This window comes from Pseudomonas sp. Eqa60 (assembly GCF_018326405.1).
Classification (GTDB): Bacteria; Pseudomonadota; Gammaproteobacteria; order Pseudomonadales; family Pseudomonadaceae; genus Aquipseudomonas; species Aquipseudomonas protegens.
On record NZ_AP024342.1, the window covers coordinates 4,046,550 to 4,063,796 of the forward strand.

The window sequence follows — 17,247 nt, forward strand, 5'->3', positions numbered from 1 at the left end:
GGAATGAGCTGGGAATCCGCCGTCAGGGTTGGCGGGAATGAAGAGTTGCCGGCGGTCCTGCGGCGCTGTCGAGCAAGGGGTCGTCCATGGGAGGCTGCCGTGCCTGGAAATGAGAGTGATTATTAATAGGCAATTTGCCGGACCCGGCAATCGGCAGGACATTCGTTTGCGCGGCTTTTTCTTTTGATTGCGCGGCGCGCCCCGGAAAGAGCGCGGCAGGACGGTGCTCGAAGGCTAAAGGATAATCATTCTTAATTACAGAAAGGCAATTTCCTGCTAGCGTATGGCCTCTTTTCAGGTCCACAGGGAGTTCGCCATGCTCAGCCCCAACGCTGCGCCGCAGCCTGTCAAAAGGGATTCCACCCTGCACTTTCCCAACCCGCAGCACACCGGGTCGGCCGCTGTAGTCCCGGAGGTCACCCTCTCCACCGGGACCGTGCTGATGGACAGCCAGATGTGGATGCAGGAGCCGCTCTGGGAAGGCCTGAAAATCATCCTGGTGCTCAGCGGCCAGCTCAATTGCCGGGTCGAAGGCCAGCCCGAAGTGGAGATCCGCGGGCCGACCCTGTGCGCCGTGGCCAACCAGGGCGAGCACTGCGGCGACCACCTGTTCGCCAGCGGCGTGCCGGTGCGCTACACCACGGTGCAGCTGGACTTCCCCTCGATCCGCAATGTCGGCCTGGAACCCGAGCGCCTGCTCGATCAGCGCGGCGGCGGCCCGATGCTGTTCTGCCAGCCGGCGAGCAAACCGCTGCTGGCCCTGGCGCAACAGATCTTCACCTGCCCGCTGCAGGGCCCGACCCGCTCCTTCTACCTGGGTGGCAAGGCCCTGGAACTCACCGCCCTGGGGGTCGAGGGGATTCTCGCCCAGGCCGAATCCAGGCCACTGCAGGACAGCCCATGCAGCTCGGCGGACATCGAGCGCATCCATGCCGCCCGTGACCTGCTGCTCAACTCATTGCAGGATTCGCCTTCGCTGTCGGAGCTGTCGCGCCAGGTGGGCCTGAACCCGCGCAAGCTCACCGCCGGTTTCCGTCAGGTGTTTGGCACCAGCGTCTATGCCTACCTGCAGGAGCAGCGCCTGGGCGAAGCCTATCGCTTGCTCGCCAGTGGCGAGACCAATGTCTCCAGCGCGGCTTATCGGGTCGGCTACAGCCCGGCGCATTTCTCCACGGCCTTTCGCAAGCGCTTCGGGGTGTCGCCCAAGTCCTTGCGTTGAGCCCGCTCCTGCTCGAGCCTGCTCCATCCAAAGCTGCGCCTGGTGATCCGGGCGCCCTCCCCGCGCCGTACCGCAAACGAAAGAAATGGTCGCTCAAGCCAAAGTTTTAGCCGGCAACCCAAGCTCACAAATGAGATACGTTTGCATTCTCATTTAATCCCCATCACGGAGTGAAGCATGGGTAGCCGCGTTGCGCACCGAAACACCTCAGGTTGTCCCGTCAATTGTGTGGTCTCGCGTCCGGCTCTGGGCCGCAACCCGCTGGCGTGCCTGATCCACGGCCTGGCCCTGGGCCTCTCGCTGACCCAGGCCGGCGCCGCGCTGGCCGCCGATGGCGATACCGACCAGGACCACGCCCTGACCCTGGACACCAGCGTGATCAGCGCCACCCAGCCCGACTCCGCCACCGGGCCGCAGGCCGGTTACGTGGCCAAGCGCAGCCTCAGCGGAACCAAGACCGATGCCAGCCTGAGCGAAATTCCCCAGTCGATCTCCGTGATCACCCGTGACCAGATGGATGCCCAGCAGGTGCAGTCGGTGAACGAGGCGCTGCGCTACACCGCCGGGGTCCAGGCCAATACCACCGCCGCCAGCCAGCGCTTCGACACCCTCTCGATCCGCGGTTTCGACGTCACCACCGGCATGCTCCGCGATGGCCTCAAGGGCAATACCGCCCAGGCCTGGCCCAAGGTCGAAGCCTATGGCCTGGAGCGCATCGATGTGCTCAAGGGCCCGGCCTCGGTGCTGTTCGGGCAGAACTCGCCGGGGGGCGTGGTCAACCAGATCAGCAAGCGCCCGCTGGACAAGCCCTTCCATGAAGTGCAGATCCAGGGGGGCAGCTTCGACCGAGCCCAGGGCCAGTTCGACTTCAGCGGGCCGCTGGATGATGAAGGGCAATTCCTCTATCGCCTGGTGGGCCTGGAGCGCGACAGCGGCACCCAGTTCGATCACATCAAGGACGACAAACAGTACTTCGCGCCCTCCTTCACCTGGAAGCCCAACGACGACACCAGCCTGACCCTCCTGGCCGACTACACCCAGGACACGTTCGGCGCGCCGCGGGTGTTCCTGCCGGCCCAGGGCACCCTGCTTGGCAACCCCAATGGCAAGGTCAGGCACAACGTCTTCCTCGATGAACCGGGGCTGGACAACGACCGCACCCAGTACTCCCTGGGCTACCTGCTGGAGCACCGCCTGAATGACGTCTGGAGCCTCAATTCCAGCGCCCGCTACGGCCACGTCAACCTGCTGACCAACACCGCCAGCGGCATGTCCCTGGCTCCGGACCTGCGCACCCTGAACCGCGCTGCCTATCGCTTTCGCATCGTCGGCGACACCTACTCCCTGGACAACAATGCCCAGGCCCGCTGGAACCTGGGCAGCACGCAAATGGTGTCGCTTTTGGGGATCGACTACCGGCGCACCCGCGAGGACTACTACCTGCGCGGCGGCTCGGCTTCGCCCATCGACATCTATAACCCGGTGCACGGCGGCGTGTTCGACCCCAGCCCCCCCTTCACCAACACCGTGCAGCGCGCCGATCAGGTCGGGGTCTACGCCCAGCAGCAGTTCACCTTCGATGAGCATTGGGTGCTCACCGTCGGCGGACGCCAGGACCGCTCCAGCGCCCGAACCGATAACCGCATGAACGACAGCGGCAGCAAGCAGGACAACGAAAAGTTCACCTACCGCACCGGGCTGGTGTACCTGGCGGACAACGGCCTGGCGCCCTACATCAGCTACTCCACGTCCTTCGACCCGGTGCTGGGCACCAACTTCTACGGCACGCCGTACAAGCCCACCAGCGCCAAGCAATCGGAAGTAGGGGTCAAGTACCAGCCGCCGGGCATCGACAGCTACATCACCCTGTCGCTGTTCGACCTGACCCAGGAAAACGTCCTGACCACCGACCCGGCCGAACGCCTGAACAAGATCCAGACCGGCGAGATCAACGTGCGCGGCATCGAGCTCGAAGGCAAGGCCAGCCTGGCCCGGGGCCTGGACCTGCTGGCGGCGCTGACCTACAACGACGCCGAGGTGAGCAAGAGCAACAACCCGCTGGAGAAGGGCAAACGCCCCACCGACACCCCGGAAAAAATGGCCTCGCTGTGGGCCGACTACACCTTGCCCGAAGGCCCCCTGAGCGGCCTGGGCTTCGGCGCCGGGGTGCGTTACATCGGCTCCACCGAGGCCGATGCCGCCAACACCCAGCGCGTGCCCTCCTACACCTTGCTGGACGCGGCGGTGCACTACGACTTCGACAAGCTGATCCCGGCGGCCAAGGGCCTGCGCCTGGCGGTGAATGCCACCAACCTCACCGACAAGCACTATTACGAAGGCTGCTCGCTGACCAATTGCAGCGCCGGTTATGACCGCAGTGTCATCGCCAGCCTGCGCTATCGCTGGTAAGCCGCCGATGCTGTCCATGCGTGATATCTGGCTCAGGCTGCACCGCTGGCTGGCCCTGTGCCTGGGGCTGTTCCTCGCGCTGCTGGGCCTCAGTGGTTCGCTGCTGGAGCTCAAGGGGCCGATCCTGCGCTGGGAGGTCGGTGCGCAGATGCTGCAACTGGCCCCTGGCGAGCATGGCACGCTGCTGCAACAGGACGCCTGGATCAGGGCCGCCTCCGACGCCTACCCGCAACTGCACAAGGTCTTCGGCGCAGCCCCACCGCGCCAGGGCTTTCTCGAATCGGACAATGTGATCGTCTTCGGGGCCCTCAAGGAGCGTCCCGGCACCGGCATCGCCATGATCGATCCTTATAGCGGCGAACCCCGGGGCTTCTTCGTCTTCGAGGACCTGTGGCTGGCCAAGCTGGTGGCGCTGCACCGCAGCCTGCTGCTGCCGCCAGCCTGGGGTTCGAACCTGGTGCTGCTCTGTGGCCTGGCGCTGCTGGGCTCCCTGGGCAGTGGCCTGTACCTGTGGTGGCCGGGCCGGCGCAGTTGGTGGAAGGCCGCCAGCCTGCGTCCCGGCAGCCGGGGCAACCGGCGCCTGCGGGAATGGCACAACGTGGCGGCGGCCTGGCTGTGCCTGCCGCTGCTGCTGATTGCCGGCAGCGGTGCCTGGCTGGCACGCCCGGACCTCTTCACCTGGCCCGGCGCCCAGCCGATGGCGATCAAGCCGCTGTTTTCCGCCGCCCATGGCCACTTGCTGCTGGGCACCCCCGGCGCCTGGCTGGCTTTTCTCTGCGGCATTTCGTTACCCCTTCTGTACCTCACCGGCCTGCTGCTGTGGTGGCGCAAGCGCGCTGCCCGCCGGGCCGTCCAATCGTTCAAGGAAACTAGCCATGACACACCGTGATTTCTTGCGCCGCGCCCAGCGCGGGCTCTTGCTCGGCCTGCTGCCCCTGGGCCTGCTATGGGCCGCCACGGCCAGCGCCGCGACCCTCACCGATCTGGCCGGACGCCAGGTCCAGGTGCCGGAGAAGGTCGAGCACATCCTGCTCGGCGAAGGCCGGATGATCTATTCCCTGTCGCTGCTCGAAGGCCAGAACCCGTTCGCCCGTCTCGCCGGTTGGCAAGGGGACTTTCGCGGCCTCGACGTGCAGGGCTACGAGGCCTATCACAAGGTCTTCCCCCAGGCCGACAAGGTGCCGCTGGTGGGCGGCACCTCGGCCGAGACCTTCAGCGTCGAAAAGGCCCTGGCGGTGCACCCGGACCTGGCGATCATGGCCCTGAGCGGCGGCCATGGGCCGAGCCCCGACAGCGAGGCGGTGAAACAGCTGGAGGCCGCCGGGGTGGCGGTGATCTTCGTCGACTTCAGCGACCATCCCCTGAGCAACACCGTGCCCAGCATGCGCCTGCTGGGCCAGGCCCTGGGCCGTGAGCAGCGGGCCAAGGAATTCATTGCCTTCTATCAGCAGTCCCTGGCCAAGGTCACCCAGACCCTGGCCAAGGCCAGCACCGTCAAGCAGCCGAAGATCTTCATCGACATGCTCGCCGGGCTGCAGGACTGCTGCGGCTCGCCGGGCACCGGCAACTTCGGCGAGATGATCAAGCTGGCGGGCGGGCGCAACATTGCCGACGGGCGCATACCCGGCCCCATTGGTGTGCTCAACGTGGAGTACATCCTCTCCAGCGACCCGGACGTTTACGTGGCCACCGGGGTCTTTGCCGCCGGCCAGGGCGGCGTGACCCTGGGTTACTCCGCCACCCTGCAACAGGCTCGGGACAGCCTGCGCCAGGCCGCCCAGCGCCCACCGCTGAACGAGTTGCGGGCGGTGCGCGAGGGCAATGTGCACGGCCTGTGGCACATTTTCTACGACTCGCCGGAGCACCTGATCGCGGTCCAGGCCCTGGCCAAGTGGCTGCACCCTGAACTGTTCAAGGACCTGGACCCGGACCAGACCCGCCGCGAGCTGTACCAGCGCTTCATGCCGATTCCCGCCAGCGGCGTGTTTGCCACGAGTCTGGCGCCATGACCCAGGCTGCTACCGACGTGCAGGAGCGCGTTGCCTCAGGGCACTACCAAAGGCGCCATGGCCGCCGGGTGCTGCTGTTGGGCGGGCTGGCCCTGGCCCTGCTGCTGTCCCTGGCCCTGGACATCACCACCGGGCCTTCGGGGATGAGCCTGTCGCGCCTGCTGCAGGTGCTCTGGGACCCGGGCTCGATGCCCCGGGTGGAAGCGGTGATCGTGTGGAACGTGCGCCTGCCCTACGCCCTGATGGCGGTGCTGGTGGGGGCCGCCCTGGCCCTGGCCGGGGCGGAGATGCAGACCGTGCTCGATAACCCCCTGGCCAGCCCCTTCACCCTCGGCGTGTCCGCGGCCGCAGCCTTTGGCGCAGCCCTGGCCATCGTCCTCGGCCTGGGCCTTCCCGGGGTGCCGGCGCAGTACCTGATCTCGGCCAACGCCTTCCTCTTCGCCCTGGCCTCGGTGGCCTTGCTGTACCTGCTGGCACGCTGGCGCGGCTTCGGCGTGGAAAGCCTGGTGCTGTTCGGCATCGCCCTGGTGTTCGCCTTCAATGCCCTGGTGGCGCTGCTGCAATTCGTCGCCACCCAGGACAGCCTGCAGCAACTGGTGTTCTGGACCCTGGGCAGCCTGGCCCGGGCCTCCTGGGAAAAGCTCGCGGTACTGGCCCTGGCGCTGTTGCTGTGCCTGCCCTTCTCCCTGCGCCAGAGCTGGGCCCTGACCGCCCTGACCCTGGGCGAGGAACGGGCCCGCAGCTTCGGCATCGACGTTGGCCGCCTGCGCCTGCTGTCACTGTTGCGCATCAGCCTGCTGTCGGCCCTGGCGGTGTCCTTTGTAGGCACCATCGGCTTTATCGGCCTGATCGCCCCGCACATCGCCCGCCTGCTGGTGGGCGAAGACCATCGGCTGTTCCTGCCGGCCAGCGTGCTCAGCGGCGGGCTGATCCTGTCCATGGCCTCCATCGCCAGCAAGGCGCTGATCCCCGGGGTGCTGATTCCGGTGGGTATCGTCACCGCCCTGGTGGGCATTCCCTTCTTCATGGCCATCGTCATGCGCAACCGTCGAGGTGTCCTGTGAAGCCGCTTGTGTCCTCCAACGCCGGCCTGTGCACCGCCGGCCTGAACATGCACTACGGCAACCGCCAGGTGCTGTGCGACGTGGCCCTGCCGCCCCTGGCCGGGGGCAGCGTGACCGCGCTGATCGGCCCCAACGCGGCGGGCAAGTCGACCCTGCTGCGGGGCATCGCCGGGTTGCACAAGACCTCGGGCCAGGTACTGCTGGACGGCGTCGACCTCAACCGCCTGCCCCAGGTGGAACGGGCGCAGCACATCGTCTACCTGCCCCAGAGCCTGCCGGAACGTACCCGCCTGTGCGCCTTCGAAGCAGTGCTCAGCGCTGCCATGGCCGGGCATCGCACTGGCGGTTTCGCCCCTGGCCGGCCCAGCGCGGCGGTGTTGCAGGGGGTCGAGCAAGTGCTGCAGGACCTGGACCTCACCGCCCTGGCCGACCGCCCGATCGACGCCCTCTCCGGTGGCCAGCGCCAACTGGTGGGCCTGGCCCAGGCCCTGGTGCGCCAGCCCCGGGTGCTGCTGCTGGACGAACCCACCAGCGCCCTGGACCTGTACCACCAGTGCCAGGTAGTGGAAGCCATCACCCGGGCCACCCGCGAGCGCCAGTTGATCACCCTGGTGGTGGTCCACGACATCAACCTGGCCCTGGGTTTCAGCCAGCAGGTGGTGGTGCTGCACCATGGCCGCCTGGCCGCCGCCGGGCCGGCCCTGGAGGTGATCAACCCACAACTGCTGCGCGACGTCTACGGCGTCGACGCCAGCCTGGAACAGGTACGCGGTCGACCGCTGGTGATGGTCGACGGCCGCCTGCCCTCTCACTCAGCCCTGGGATAAACCATGACCAACGCTCAACAGCTGCCCCTCGACACCCTGGACACGCCCCAGGCCGCCCCGGCCTTCGACCTGCGCCCGCTGCTGGTGGCCAACCTGGCCTGCACCATGGCGATGATGGCGTTCGTTTCGCTGATCGGCCCCATTGCGCGGATTCTCGGCCTGGCCACCTGGCAGGCGGGGATGGCGGTGACCGTCTCCGGGGTGATCTGGATGCTCCTGGCCCGCCCCTGGGGCCGGGCCAGTGACCGCCTCGGTCGGCGGCGCATCCTGCTGCTAGGCACCGGCGGCTTTACCCTGGCCTTTCTCGCCCTCAGCCTGTTTATCGACGTGGCGCTGCACGCCCTGCCTTCGGCGCTGCTGGCGTTTGCCGGGTTGCTGCTGGGCCGCGGCCTGATCGGGGTGTTCTATGCGGCAATCCCGGTGGGCGGCTATGCGCTGATCGCCGACAACATCGAACCCGAGCATCGCGCCCGGGCCATGGCGTCCCTGGGGGCGGCCAACGCCTGCGGGCTGGTCCTGGGGCCGGCGCTTGCCGCATTGCTGGCGCGCCACAGCCTGAGCCTGCCGTTCTATGCGCTGGCGGTGTTGCCGCTGCTGGGCTTCGCCTTCCTCAAGGCACGGCTGCCGCGCCAGGAACTGCACCTCAAGCAGCCGCCCAAGCCGGTGAGCCTGGGCGATCCGCGCCTGCGCCGGCCGCTGGTGGTGGCGTTCGTCTCGATGCTGTGCGTGGCCATGGCGCAGATCACCGTGGGCTTCTTCGCCCTCGACCGCCTGGGCATGAGCCCGGCCGACGCGGCGCAGACCGCCGGCATTTCCCTGACCCTGGTGGGGGTGGCGCTGATCGCCTCGCAACTGGTGGTGCGCAAACTGGAATGGCCGCCGCTGCGGATGATCCGCATCGGCGCCCTGGTGGCGGCGCTGGGCTTTGTCACCAGCATTCTCGCGGCCCAGGCCTGGGTGCTGTGGCTGGGGTTCTTTGTTTCGGCCGCCGGCATGGGCTGGATCTTCCCCTCCTTCGCCGCCCTGGCCAGCAACTCGGTGGACGCCGCCGAACAAGGCGCCACGGCCGGCTCCATCGGCGCGGCCCAGGGCCTGGGGGTAGTGGTCGGGCCCCTGGCCGGGACCCTGATCTACGGGCTGGAGCCACGCCTGCCCTACCTGCTGGCGGCGCTGCTGCTCGTACTGGTGGCCTGCTGGCCCGTAGCCCGACGCCGGTAACCTACGGGCGAACGGCGCGCATTGTCGAAACCCTGCGACCCTGTAGCCGCTGCCGAGCTCGCGAAGCTGCGCAAAGGTCCGCGGGACCTTGCTTGACGATCGACCGCCGAACCTCTATCGGCCTCAAGATCGCCGCGTCCCTGCGACGGAGTGCCGCCCAGACCGTTCGCAGCCTGCGGCAGCGGCTACACGCTGGTGCGGCTCATGCGGCCCAGGGCCAGGCTGTACAACAGCAAGGCCAGGGTCGCCAGGGCGCCACCCGCCAGGCCGACATAGGCAAAGCCCAGCTGCCCGCCGACCCAACTGCCCAGCAGCGCACCGCCGCCAATGCCGATGTTGTAGATGCCGGAGAACATCGCCATGGCCACGTCGGTGGCGTCCGGCGCCAGTACCAGCACCTTGGATTGCAGGGCCAGGCCGAAGCCCATGATCGCCATGCCCCAGAACACACTCAGGGCCACCAGCGACCAGACGTGGCCATTGAGCGGCAACAGCAGGCTCAGGCACAGCGCCAGCAGCGCCACCGCGGTCAGTAGAAACCCCTGGGGGCTGTGGCGGTGCAGCCAGCTGAACAGCAGCGAGCCGATGATCCCGGCGCCGCCGAACACCAGCAGGACCAGGGTCACCACCTCGCCCCCCAGGCCCGCCGCCACCTTGATGAAGGGCTCGATGTAGCTGTAGGCGGTGAACTGCGCCGTCACCACCAGGGCGGTAAGCACATAGATCGCCACCAGCGCCGGGCGCTTGAACAGCAGCGGCAGGCTGCGCAGGGAACCGGAGTTCTGGCTCGGCAGCAGCGGCAAGGTGCGGATCAGCCACAGCACCAGCAGGCCGGCCATGGCCGCGATCACGCTGAACGTGGTGCGCCAGCCCAGGGCCTCGCCCAGCAAGCGGCCCAGGGGAATGCCCAGGACCATGGCCAGTGAGGTGCCGGTGGCCAGCAGCCCGAGGGCCTGCACCTGCTTGCCCGGCGGCGCCAGGCGCACCGCCAGGGACGCGGTGATGGACCAGAACAGTGCATGGGCCAGGGCCACGCCGATGCGGCTGAGCATCAGCAGGCCGAAGTTGCTGGCCAGGCTGGAGAACACATGGCTGACGATAAACAGCCCGAACAGCACCGTGAGCAGCTTGCGCCGTTCGATGTTGCGGGTCAGCAGCATCACCGGCAGCGAGGTCAGGGACACGATCCAGGCGTAGATGGTGAGCATCAGACCGACCCGCTCGGTGGGCAGGTCGAAGCTGGCGCCAATGGCGCTGAGCAGGCCCACCGGCACGAACTCGGTGGTGTTGAAGACAAAGGCCGCCAACGCCAGCGCGATGACCGGCTGCCAGTTGCCTTGGGGTGTCGCCGCGGAATCACTCATGGGGGGGCGTCATACTCTTTCGATGATGGAACGGGTCCGGGACCCGCTGAAAAAATGCACAACCCGGGCCAGCATCGCTGCTCCCGGATTGCGGGCAAAGGCTCCCAGGCGGAGCCAGGGTGCAGCGCCGCTTCAATTCCCTTGGGCGGTTCGCGCAAAGACCTGCATGGCCAGCGCCACGCCCTGCAGCAGGCGCGCCGCACTGACGCCGTCGCGGGCTTGCACCGACAGCCCGTGGAGCACCGTAGAGTAATAATCGCCCAGGGAAGTTGCATCGCTGTGGCCGGGCAATTCACCCGCCTGCTGCGCGGCTTCCAGGCGCTGGATAATGCTTGCGGTACGCGCCCGGCGATGTTCGGCCAGCCATTCGCGCACGCTGTCGTTGTCGCTTGAGCAGTTCACCGCCGAGGCCACCACCATGCAGCCACGGGGGCCGTCGGCCCGGGTGTAGAGTGCCACCGCTTCTTGCAGCATGCGCTCGATGGCGACGTAGGCGCAGGGCTCTTGCAGGGCCAGGTCGGCGAAACCGCCTTCCTGGCTTTCGTACAGCTCGATGGCCTCGCGAAACAACGCCTCCTTGGAGCCGAAGGCGGCATAGATGCGCGCCGAGGCGATGCCCAGGGCCGCCACCAGGTCGGCCATGGAGGTGGTTTCGAAACCACGGCGCCAGAACAGTTCGAGCGCCTGGCGCAGTGCCTGGTGACGGTCGAATTCGCGGGGTCTTCCAGCCATGGGGGTCGGGTATCTCGTCGGGACAGGGAAGGCGCTCGGTTGAGCCCGAACAGCCGGTTGGCGCAGGGCGCCGGGACGAAATGATATTAGATTTGCGCCGGCCGCGGCCAATTTCCGTGGCCGCGGCCTTGCCTGCGCCCTGCCTCAGTCACGGCCCTCCTGCAGAAACGGCAGCAGCAGCGCGAGAAATTCCTCCGGTGCCTCTTCCATGATGAAGTGCCCGCAGTCCTCGACAATGGCCCCGCGCAGGTCATTGGCATGGCCCTGCAGGGTCAGCAGAGGTGCATCGTTGGTGGCGTGCTCGGCACCAATGGCCAGCACCGGCATGGTCAGCGGCCGCTGCGCGCGCAGCTGATTCTGGCGCACCGTCTCGGGGATCGCCCGGTAATAGGCGAAGCCTGCGCGCAACCCGCCCGGGGCAGCGTAGGCCTCGATGTAGACTTCGGCGGCCACCGCCTCGCGGCGATGGGACCAGTGGTCGAAGATGTAATTCAGATAGGCCCGCTCGCGCCCGGCGATCAAGGCTTCCGGCAAATCCCGCAGCTGGTTGAACATGAAGTGCCAGAGAAAGATGTTCTGCTCCGGCGCGACGAAAATCGGTGGTGCATCCGCCAGCCCGGGGATCACCGCCTCGGTCAGCGCCAGGCGCTCCACCGCCTGCGGATGGTCGCAGGCCAAGGCGTAGGCGATCCACATGCCGACGTCGTGGCCGACCACGCTGTAGCGCTCGAAACCCAACTGCCCCATCACCTGGTGCAGCACCCCGGCCACATGGCCGGTGTCGTAGCCGTGCTCAGGGCGGTCGGACTGGCCGCTGCCCGGCGGGTCCACGGCAATGGCCTGGAAGCCTTGGGCAGCCAGGGCCTGGATCACCTGACGCCAGGCGTACCAGGTCTGCGGCCAGCCGGGAATCAGCAGCACCGGCCGGCCCGTGCCGGCGGTGACACAGTGGATGCGCTGGCCATCGACGCGCACATAGCGGTGAACCAGGTCGAGGCTGTCGGCCTGGAGGGTGTCAGTCAAAGCATTCATGGTGTGTTCTCGCTGAAGGGTCAGGCAATGCCGAGCATGGCGTTGATCTGTTGGCGGTCGATCTGCGCGCCGGCGAAGTCGTCGAAGATGCGCTCGGTGACCTGGATCATGTGCCGGTTGATGAACTCGACACCTTCCCGGGCACCGTCTTCCTGATCCTTGAGGCAGCACTCCCATTCCAGGGTCGCCCAGCCCGGGTAGTCGTATTGCGCCAGCTTGGAAAAGATCCCCTTGAAGTCCACCTGGCCATCGCCCAGGGAGCGGAAGCGCCCGGCGCGCTCGACCCAGGCGCTGTAGCCGCCGTAGATGCCCTGGCGGCCGCTGGGATTGAACTCGGCATCCTTGACATGAAACATGCGGATGCGCTCGTGGTAGATGTCCAGGTAACTCAGGTAGTCCAGCTGTTGCAGCACGAAGTGGCTGGGGTCGAAGAGGATGTTGCAACGCGGGTGATGGTCCACCAATTCATAGAAGCGTTCGAAGCTGGTGCCGTCGTGCAAGTCCTCGCTGGGGTGGATCTCGTAGCACAGGTTGACCCCCTGCTCGTCGCAGGCATCGAGGATCGGCCGCCAGCGCCGCGCCAGCTCGTCGAACGCCGTCTCGATCAGGCCCTCGGGGCGCTGGGGAAAGGGAAACAGATAAGGCCAGGCCAGGGACCCGGAAAAGGTCCCCAGCTCACTCAGCCCCAGGCGGCGCGAAGCCTTGGCCGCCAGCTTCATCTGCTCCATGGCCCAGGCCGTTCTGGCTTGCGGATTGCCCCGCAGCGCTGGCGGCGCGAAGTTGTCGCACATCGCATCGTAGGCCGGGTGCACCGCCACCAGCTGGCCGAAGATATGGCTGGTCAGCTCGCTGATCTGCAGGCCCTTCTGCGCCAGCTGGCCCTTGAGTTCATCGCAGTAGTCCTGGCTCTCGGCCGCCGTGGCGACGTCGAACAACCGCGCATCCCAGGCAGGGATCTGCAGCGCCTTGAAACCCAGGTCGGCGGCCCATTGGGCAACGCCCGGCAGACTGTTGAAGGGTGCGGTATCGGCACTGAATTGTGCCAGGTGCAAGCTGGGGCCCTTGAGGGTTTTCATCGAATTGCTCCCTATTCTTTGTTGGTCGACAAAGAATAGGGAGGCACCGTTGCCGCGTCAATCATCGGCGTGCAGAAAAGTGCTTGGAGACGAGCTGATCACCTGTAGGAGCTGGCTTGCCAGCGAAGGCGTCGGCAAAAAAAACCCGCGATCAAGATCGCGGGTCCGCTCTGCATCACCGCAGAATCACGGCCGACGGTACACCTCACGCCCGGCAAAGTAGGTCTTGAGCACCTGGGTTTGCGCCAGTTGCTCCTGGGGCACCTGGAACACATCGCGGTCAAGAACGATCAGGTCGGCCTGCTTGCCCGGGGCCAGGCTGCCGATCTGCTGCTCCAGGCCAATGGCCCGCGCGGCGTTGCGGGTGTAGGCGTAGAACAGGGTTTCCCGGTCGATGCCTTCGTCCTTGTTCAACACGCCCTTGGGCCCCTTGCGGTTGATGGCCTGGGCGATGGCCTTCCAGGGTTCCGGGGTGCTTACCGGCCAGTCGCTGGCCCCGGCGATGGTGGCGCCGTTCTTCAGCAGCGAGCGGGCCGGGTACATGAACTGGAACTGCATGGCGCTGATGTAGGGCTGGAGCAAATCGATGCTCAGCTCATCGGCGGCGGCCCAGTACAGCTGCATGGAGGCGATCACGTCCAGTGGCTTGAAGCGGGCGAACTCCTTGGGGTTGACCATCTGCAAGTGGGTGATGGAGTGCACCACTCCACTCTGGCGATCACGCCGCGCCTGCTCGATGCCGTTGAGGGATTCGCGCACTGCGCGGTCGCCAATGGCATGCACATGCACCAGCCAGCCACGGGCATCGGCGGCGCTGACCAGCTCGCCGAAATGCGCCGGGTCGATCAGCAGTTCGCCGTCCTTCTTCGAGTTCTTGTAGGGGGTCAGCAGGGAAGCGGTCTGCGCCGGAAACTCGGCGACACCGTCGGCGAAGATCTTGATCCCCGGCAGGCTCAGGTTCGGCACCCCGAGGAACTGCTGGCGCACCTGCTCCAGCACCTCCAGGTCCGCCGGGCGGCTCTTGGGATTGGCCACCATCAGGGCCGCGACCCGCAGGGTCAGCTCGCCCTTCTGCGCCAGCGCCTTGTACACCGGCAGCACACCGACGGTCTGGGCCGTGGGATGCATGGCGAACAGCGCGTCGCCCGGGGTGGCGTTGGCCGCCGGGTCCATCAGCGCGGTGATGCCCAGGCTCAGGTTGAGGTCGCGGGCGGCGCGCCCAGCGTCGAGCAACTGCTCGAAGCTCGGCGGCGGCAGTTGCGAGGTCAGGGCCGAGAGCCCGGCATCGGCGACAAAACCGTTGGGGCTGCTGTCCGGGTGATGGCCGATGGTGGCCTGGGCCTCGCCCTGCAGCGCCTTGACCCGCGCGGCGTCTATGCCGCCGCGCTTGAGCATGGCGCGGTTGGCCCAGCCGGTGTGGTAGTCCCAGCCAACGAACAGAATCGGTACATCGGCCCATTCGCCCTGGTTGAAGCGCTGTTCCAGGGCGTCCACCTGGCTCCAGTAGGTCGAGGGAAAACCGCTGACGCTGAGGATCTCGCCATGCCGCGCCTTGCCGTCATCGCGCCAGCCGCGCAGGCGCTGTTCCAGCTCGTCCAGGGGCAGTTGCTGGGTTTCCAGGTCGGCGGCCTTGAGCTTCAGGCCCCCGAAGATGGCATGACTGTGGCTGTCGATGAACCCCGGCATCAGCACCTTGCCCTGCAGGTCGATGACCTGGGTGCCCGGGGCCTTCAGCGCCAGCACCTGGGCATCGCTGCCGACCATGACGATACGCCCCTGCTCCACCGCCACCGCCTGTTGCAGGGGCTGGCCCTGCTCGGCGGTGAACACCTTGGCGTTGTGCAGCACCAGGTCCACCGCGGCCTGGCTGTGCAGCGAGACCAGGGCCAGGGCCGAGGCCAGCGTGATATTCAGCGTCTTTTTCATGGTTGTTCGCACCCTTGGCTCAGAATGCGCCAGAGACTAGCCAAGTCACCGGTGCTTAAGAATACTGCTTCGCGCAACCCATCCTTTCCAAAGAGGCAAGACTGCAATGGACCAGCTGGGCGCCATCACCATGTTCGTGACCACGGTCGATCAGGGCAGCTTCACCCGCGCCGCCGCGTGCCTGGGCAAGACCACCTCGGCCCTGACCAAGGCAGTGAGCCACCTGGAGAGCCAGCTCGGCACCCGCTTGCTGGAGCGCTCCACACGCCGGATCGCCCTCACCGAGGCCGGGCATATCTACCTGGCCAGCGCCCGGCAGGTATTGCGCCAACTGCAACAGGCCGGGGAAGACATCGAGCGCCTGCAGCAGGAAATGTGCGGCACCCTGCGCCTGGTGGCGCCGCCCTCCTTCGCCCCGGCCTTTCTCAATGGCGCCTGCTACGGCTTTCTTGAGCAGTACCCGCAGATGCGCCTGGACGTGGAGCTCACCGACGAATTCGTCGACCTGCAAAGTGGCGGCTATGACCTGGCCGTGCGCGACGGGCCGGTGGAGCTGCCGGACCTGATCGCCCGCCCGCTGACGGCCAACCGCATCCTGCTCTGCGCCAGCCCGCGCTATCTGCAGCGCCAGCCCTTACCGGTGACCCCGGCGCATTTTGCCGAGCATGACTGGCTGATCTTCCGTCACCCGGCACTGAACCCGCATTTCTGGCGCTTCACCTTGAATGGCGAGCAGCAGCGTGTGCCCCAGCCGGTGCCGCGGCTGGCCAGTGACAATTACGATTTCCTGTTCGGTGCCCTACTGGCCGGGCTGGGCCTGCAACTGTGCCCGCAGTGGAGCGCCGCGCCCTACCTGCGTCGCGGCGAGCTGGTGCAACTGCTGCCCGAGGCGCAGCTGGACCCGGAGCAGTTCGGCCCGAGGATCCATGTGATCTACCCCGCCCACCGGCGCCAGACCCGCAAGCACCAGGCGTTCATCGAATGCCTGAACCGCTACCTGGACGAGCAGCAATTGCATTGATGGGCCAGCTCCCGGCCCATCTGGCACTGGCGGCCCTGTCGAGTGCTGCCGCAGCCACCACGGGTCGGACTGCGCCAGAGCCCAGGCACACCCTCAACCAGTGGTTTGGCCGGGCAATGAATACTGGGGCAAATAGGCTTTTGCGATTGAGTGAATATCTCATCATGAATGTGACTAAAGACCTGGTGAAATCAATTCATTAGTACTCAATTAATAGCTCGACATAAGATGCGCCTCAATAATAGACAACATAAAGACTACCGAGCAAAAGCAGCCAGGAACAAAACTGGAAAGCACTGAAAGCCAACAAACAAGTTCAGGACTTATCTCGGAAATCAGGATGCCAGATCACAATGAACAACGATTTCACATTCACCATCAAGAGCATTTGCTTCGACGAAGATTATCACCCGTCCGAGAATACGCGCATCACCACCAACTTTGCCAACCTGGCCAGGGGCAAGAGTCGCCAAGAGAACTTGCGCAATACCTTGAGGATGATTGACAACCGCTTCAATGCCTTGGCGCATTGGGATAACCCCAAGGGCGATCGTTATGCAGTCGAGCTTGAAATCATCTCCGTGGAAATGGACATCGACACTCGAAGCAGTGGCCATGCCATCCCCCTGATTGAAATATTGAAAACCAATATTTTCGATCGAAAGACCAACGAACGCTTTGAGGGCGTTGTAGGAAACAACTTTTCCTCTTACGTACGGGACTACGACTTCAGCGTGCTGTTGCCGGAGCACAACAGGGAGCGACCAAAGTTCAGCATTCCGGAAAACTTCGGAGAGCTGCATGGGAAGCTATTCAAGCACTTCATCAACTCCAGCACTTACAAGGAAAACTTCAACAAGCCACCGGTGATCTGCCTGAGCGTTTCGAGCAGCAAGACCTACCATCGGACTGAAAACCAGCACCCTGTACTGGGCATTGAATACCAGCAGGACGAATATTCTCTAACAGATGAATACTTCAACAAGATGGGGTTGAAAGTTCGCTACTTCATGCCGTCCAACAGCGTTGCGCCTTTGGCTTTCTACTTTGCCGGCGATTTGCTCAGTGATTACACCAACCTGGAACTGATCAGCACCATCAGCACGATGGACACCTTCCAGAAGATTTACCGGCCAGAGATCTACAATGCCAACTCTGCGGCAGGCAAATCCTATCAACCGAGCCTGAAGCACCAGGACTATTCATTGACTCGAATTGTCTATGACCGAGAAGAACGTAGCCGCCTGGCGATTGAGCAAGGGCAGTTTGTCGAGAACAACTTCATCAAGCCATACCAGACCATTCTTGAGCAGTGGTCCGCCAATTACGCTCTTTGACTCATCAAAAATA

At 65.5% G+C, this 17,247-nt stretch carries 15 protein-coding genes; 9 read left to right on the top strand and 6 right to left on the bottom strand.

What is annotated here, in order from left to right; translation table 11 throughout:
- Positions 1 to 22: 22 nt before the first annotated feature.
- Positions 23 to 304 carry a hypothetical protein gene (locus tag KI242_RS18350; protein ID WP_139187198.1) on the bottom strand — a complete coding sequence of 94 codons (282 nt, stop codon included), beginning with the start codon at positions 302 to 304 and terminating at the stop codon, positions 23 to 25.
- 12 nt (positions 305 to 316) lie between these two features.
- Between KI242_RS18350 and KI242_RS18355 the strand changes: the two genes are divergently transcribed.
- The 7 genes from KI242_RS18355 (at position 317) to KI242_RS18385 (ending at position 8,746) form a co-directional block, all read left to right on the top strand.
- Positions 317 to 1,219, top strand: coding sequence for an AraC family transcriptional regulator (locus KI242_RS18355; protein WP_011061777.1), 903 nt, complete (start codon positions 317 to 319; stop codon positions 1,217 to 1,219).
- Positions 1,220 to 1,396: 177 nt separating this feature from the next.
- Positions 1,397 to 3,628 carry a TonB-dependent siderophore receptor gene (locus KI242_RS18360; protein WP_053159143.1) on the top strand — a complete coding sequence of 744 codons (2,232 nt, stop codon included), beginning with the start codon at positions 1,397 to 1,399 and terminating at the stop codon, positions 3,626 to 3,628.
- A 7-nt stretch (positions 3,629 to 3,635) separates the two neighbouring features.
- A complete protein-coding gene (locus KI242_RS18365) occupies positions 3,636 to 4,517 on the top strand; it encodes a PepSY-associated TM helix domain-containing protein (protein ID WP_053159145.1) in 882 nt (293 codons plus the stop codon).
- Complete coding sequence (locus tag KI242_RS18370) at positions 4,504 to 5,637, top strand: ABC transporter substrate-binding protein (protein WP_212805411.1); 1,134 nt, start codon at positions 4,504 to 4,506, stop codon at positions 5,635 to 5,637. Before KI242_RS18365 ends, KI242_RS18370 begins: the two co-directional genes overlap by 14 nt.
- The gene (locus tag KI242_RS18375; RefSeq protein ID WP_053159148.1) at positions 5,634 to 6,701 is read left to right on the top strand and encodes an iron ABC transporter permease; all 1,068 of its coding nucleotides are present in this window, start codon (positions 5,634 to 5,636) and stop codon (positions 6,699 to 6,701) included. Before KI242_RS18370 ends, KI242_RS18375 begins: the two co-directional genes overlap by 4 nt.
- Before the next feature lie 8 nt (positions 6,702 to 6,709).
- The gene (locus tag KI242_RS18380) at positions 6,710 to 7,528 is read left to right on the top strand and encodes an ABC transporter ATP-binding protein (RefSeq protein ID WP_244868134.1); all 819 of its coding nucleotides are present in this window, start codon (positions 6,710 to 6,712) and stop codon (positions 7,526 to 7,528) included.
- A 3-nt stretch (positions 7,529 to 7,531) separates the two neighbouring features.
- Positions 7,532 to 8,746 (top strand): MFS transporter, encoded by a 1,215-nt coding sequence (locus tag KI242_RS18385; protein WP_053159150.1) that lies wholly within the window; start codon positions 7,532 to 7,534, stop codon positions 8,744 to 8,746.
- 185 nt (positions 8,747 to 8,931) lie between these two features.
- Here KI242_RS18385 and KI242_RS18390 read toward each other — a convergent pair whose 3' ends face one another.
- The 5 genes from KI242_RS18390 to KI242_RS18410 form a co-directional block, all read right to left on the bottom strand.
- Positions 8,932 to 10,110, bottom strand: a complete 1,179-nt coding sequence (locus tag KI242_RS18390; RefSeq protein ID WP_011061784.1) for a sugar transporter — start codon at positions 10,108 to 10,110, stop codon at positions 8,932 to 8,934.
- Positions 10,111 to 10,242: 132 nt separating this feature from the next.
- Positions 10,243 to 10,842 carry a TetR/AcrR family transcriptional regulator gene (locus tag KI242_RS18395; RefSeq protein WP_011061785.1) on the bottom strand — a complete coding sequence of 200 codons (600 nt, stop codon included), beginning with the start codon at positions 10,840 to 10,842 and terminating at the stop codon, positions 10,243 to 10,245.
- Between the two features lie 144 nt (positions 10,843 to 10,986).
- A complete protein-coding gene (locus KI242_RS18400; protein ID WP_212805412.1) occupies positions 10,987 to 11,874 on the bottom strand; it encodes an alpha/beta hydrolase in 888 nt (295 codons plus the stop codon).
- Positions 11,875 to 11,894: 20 nt separating this feature from the next.
- On the bottom strand, positions 11,895 to 12,950 hold the full coding sequence (locus KI242_RS18405; protein ID WP_212805413.1) for a sugar phosphate isomerase/epimerase family protein: 1,056 nt from the start codon (positions 12,948 to 12,950) through the stop codon (positions 11,895 to 11,897).
- A gap of 186 nt (positions 12,951 to 13,136) precedes the next feature.
- A complete protein-coding gene (locus KI242_RS18410) occupies positions 13,137 to 14,876 on the bottom strand; it encodes an amidohydrolase (RefSeq protein ID WP_212805414.1) in 1,740 nt (579 codons plus the stop codon).
- A 106-nt stretch (positions 14,877 to 14,982) separates the two neighbouring features.
- Here KI242_RS18410 and KI242_RS18415 point away from each other — a divergent pair, with 106 nt between their 5' ends.
- Together KI242_RS18415 and KI242_RS18420 are read left to right on the top strand one after the other, a co-directional pair.
- The gene (locus KI242_RS18415) at positions 14,983 to 15,897 is read left to right on the top strand and encodes a LysR family transcriptional regulator (protein ID WP_011061789.1); all 915 of its coding nucleotides are present in this window, start codon (positions 14,983 to 14,985) and stop codon (positions 15,895 to 15,897) included.
- A gap of 353 nt (positions 15,898 to 16,250) precedes the next feature.
- A complete protein-coding gene (locus KI242_RS18420; protein ID WP_015635975.1) occupies positions 16,251 to 17,234 on the top strand; it encodes a DUF1852 domain-containing protein in 984 nt (327 codons plus the stop codon).
- Positions 17,235 to 17,247 lie beyond the last annotated feature (13 nt).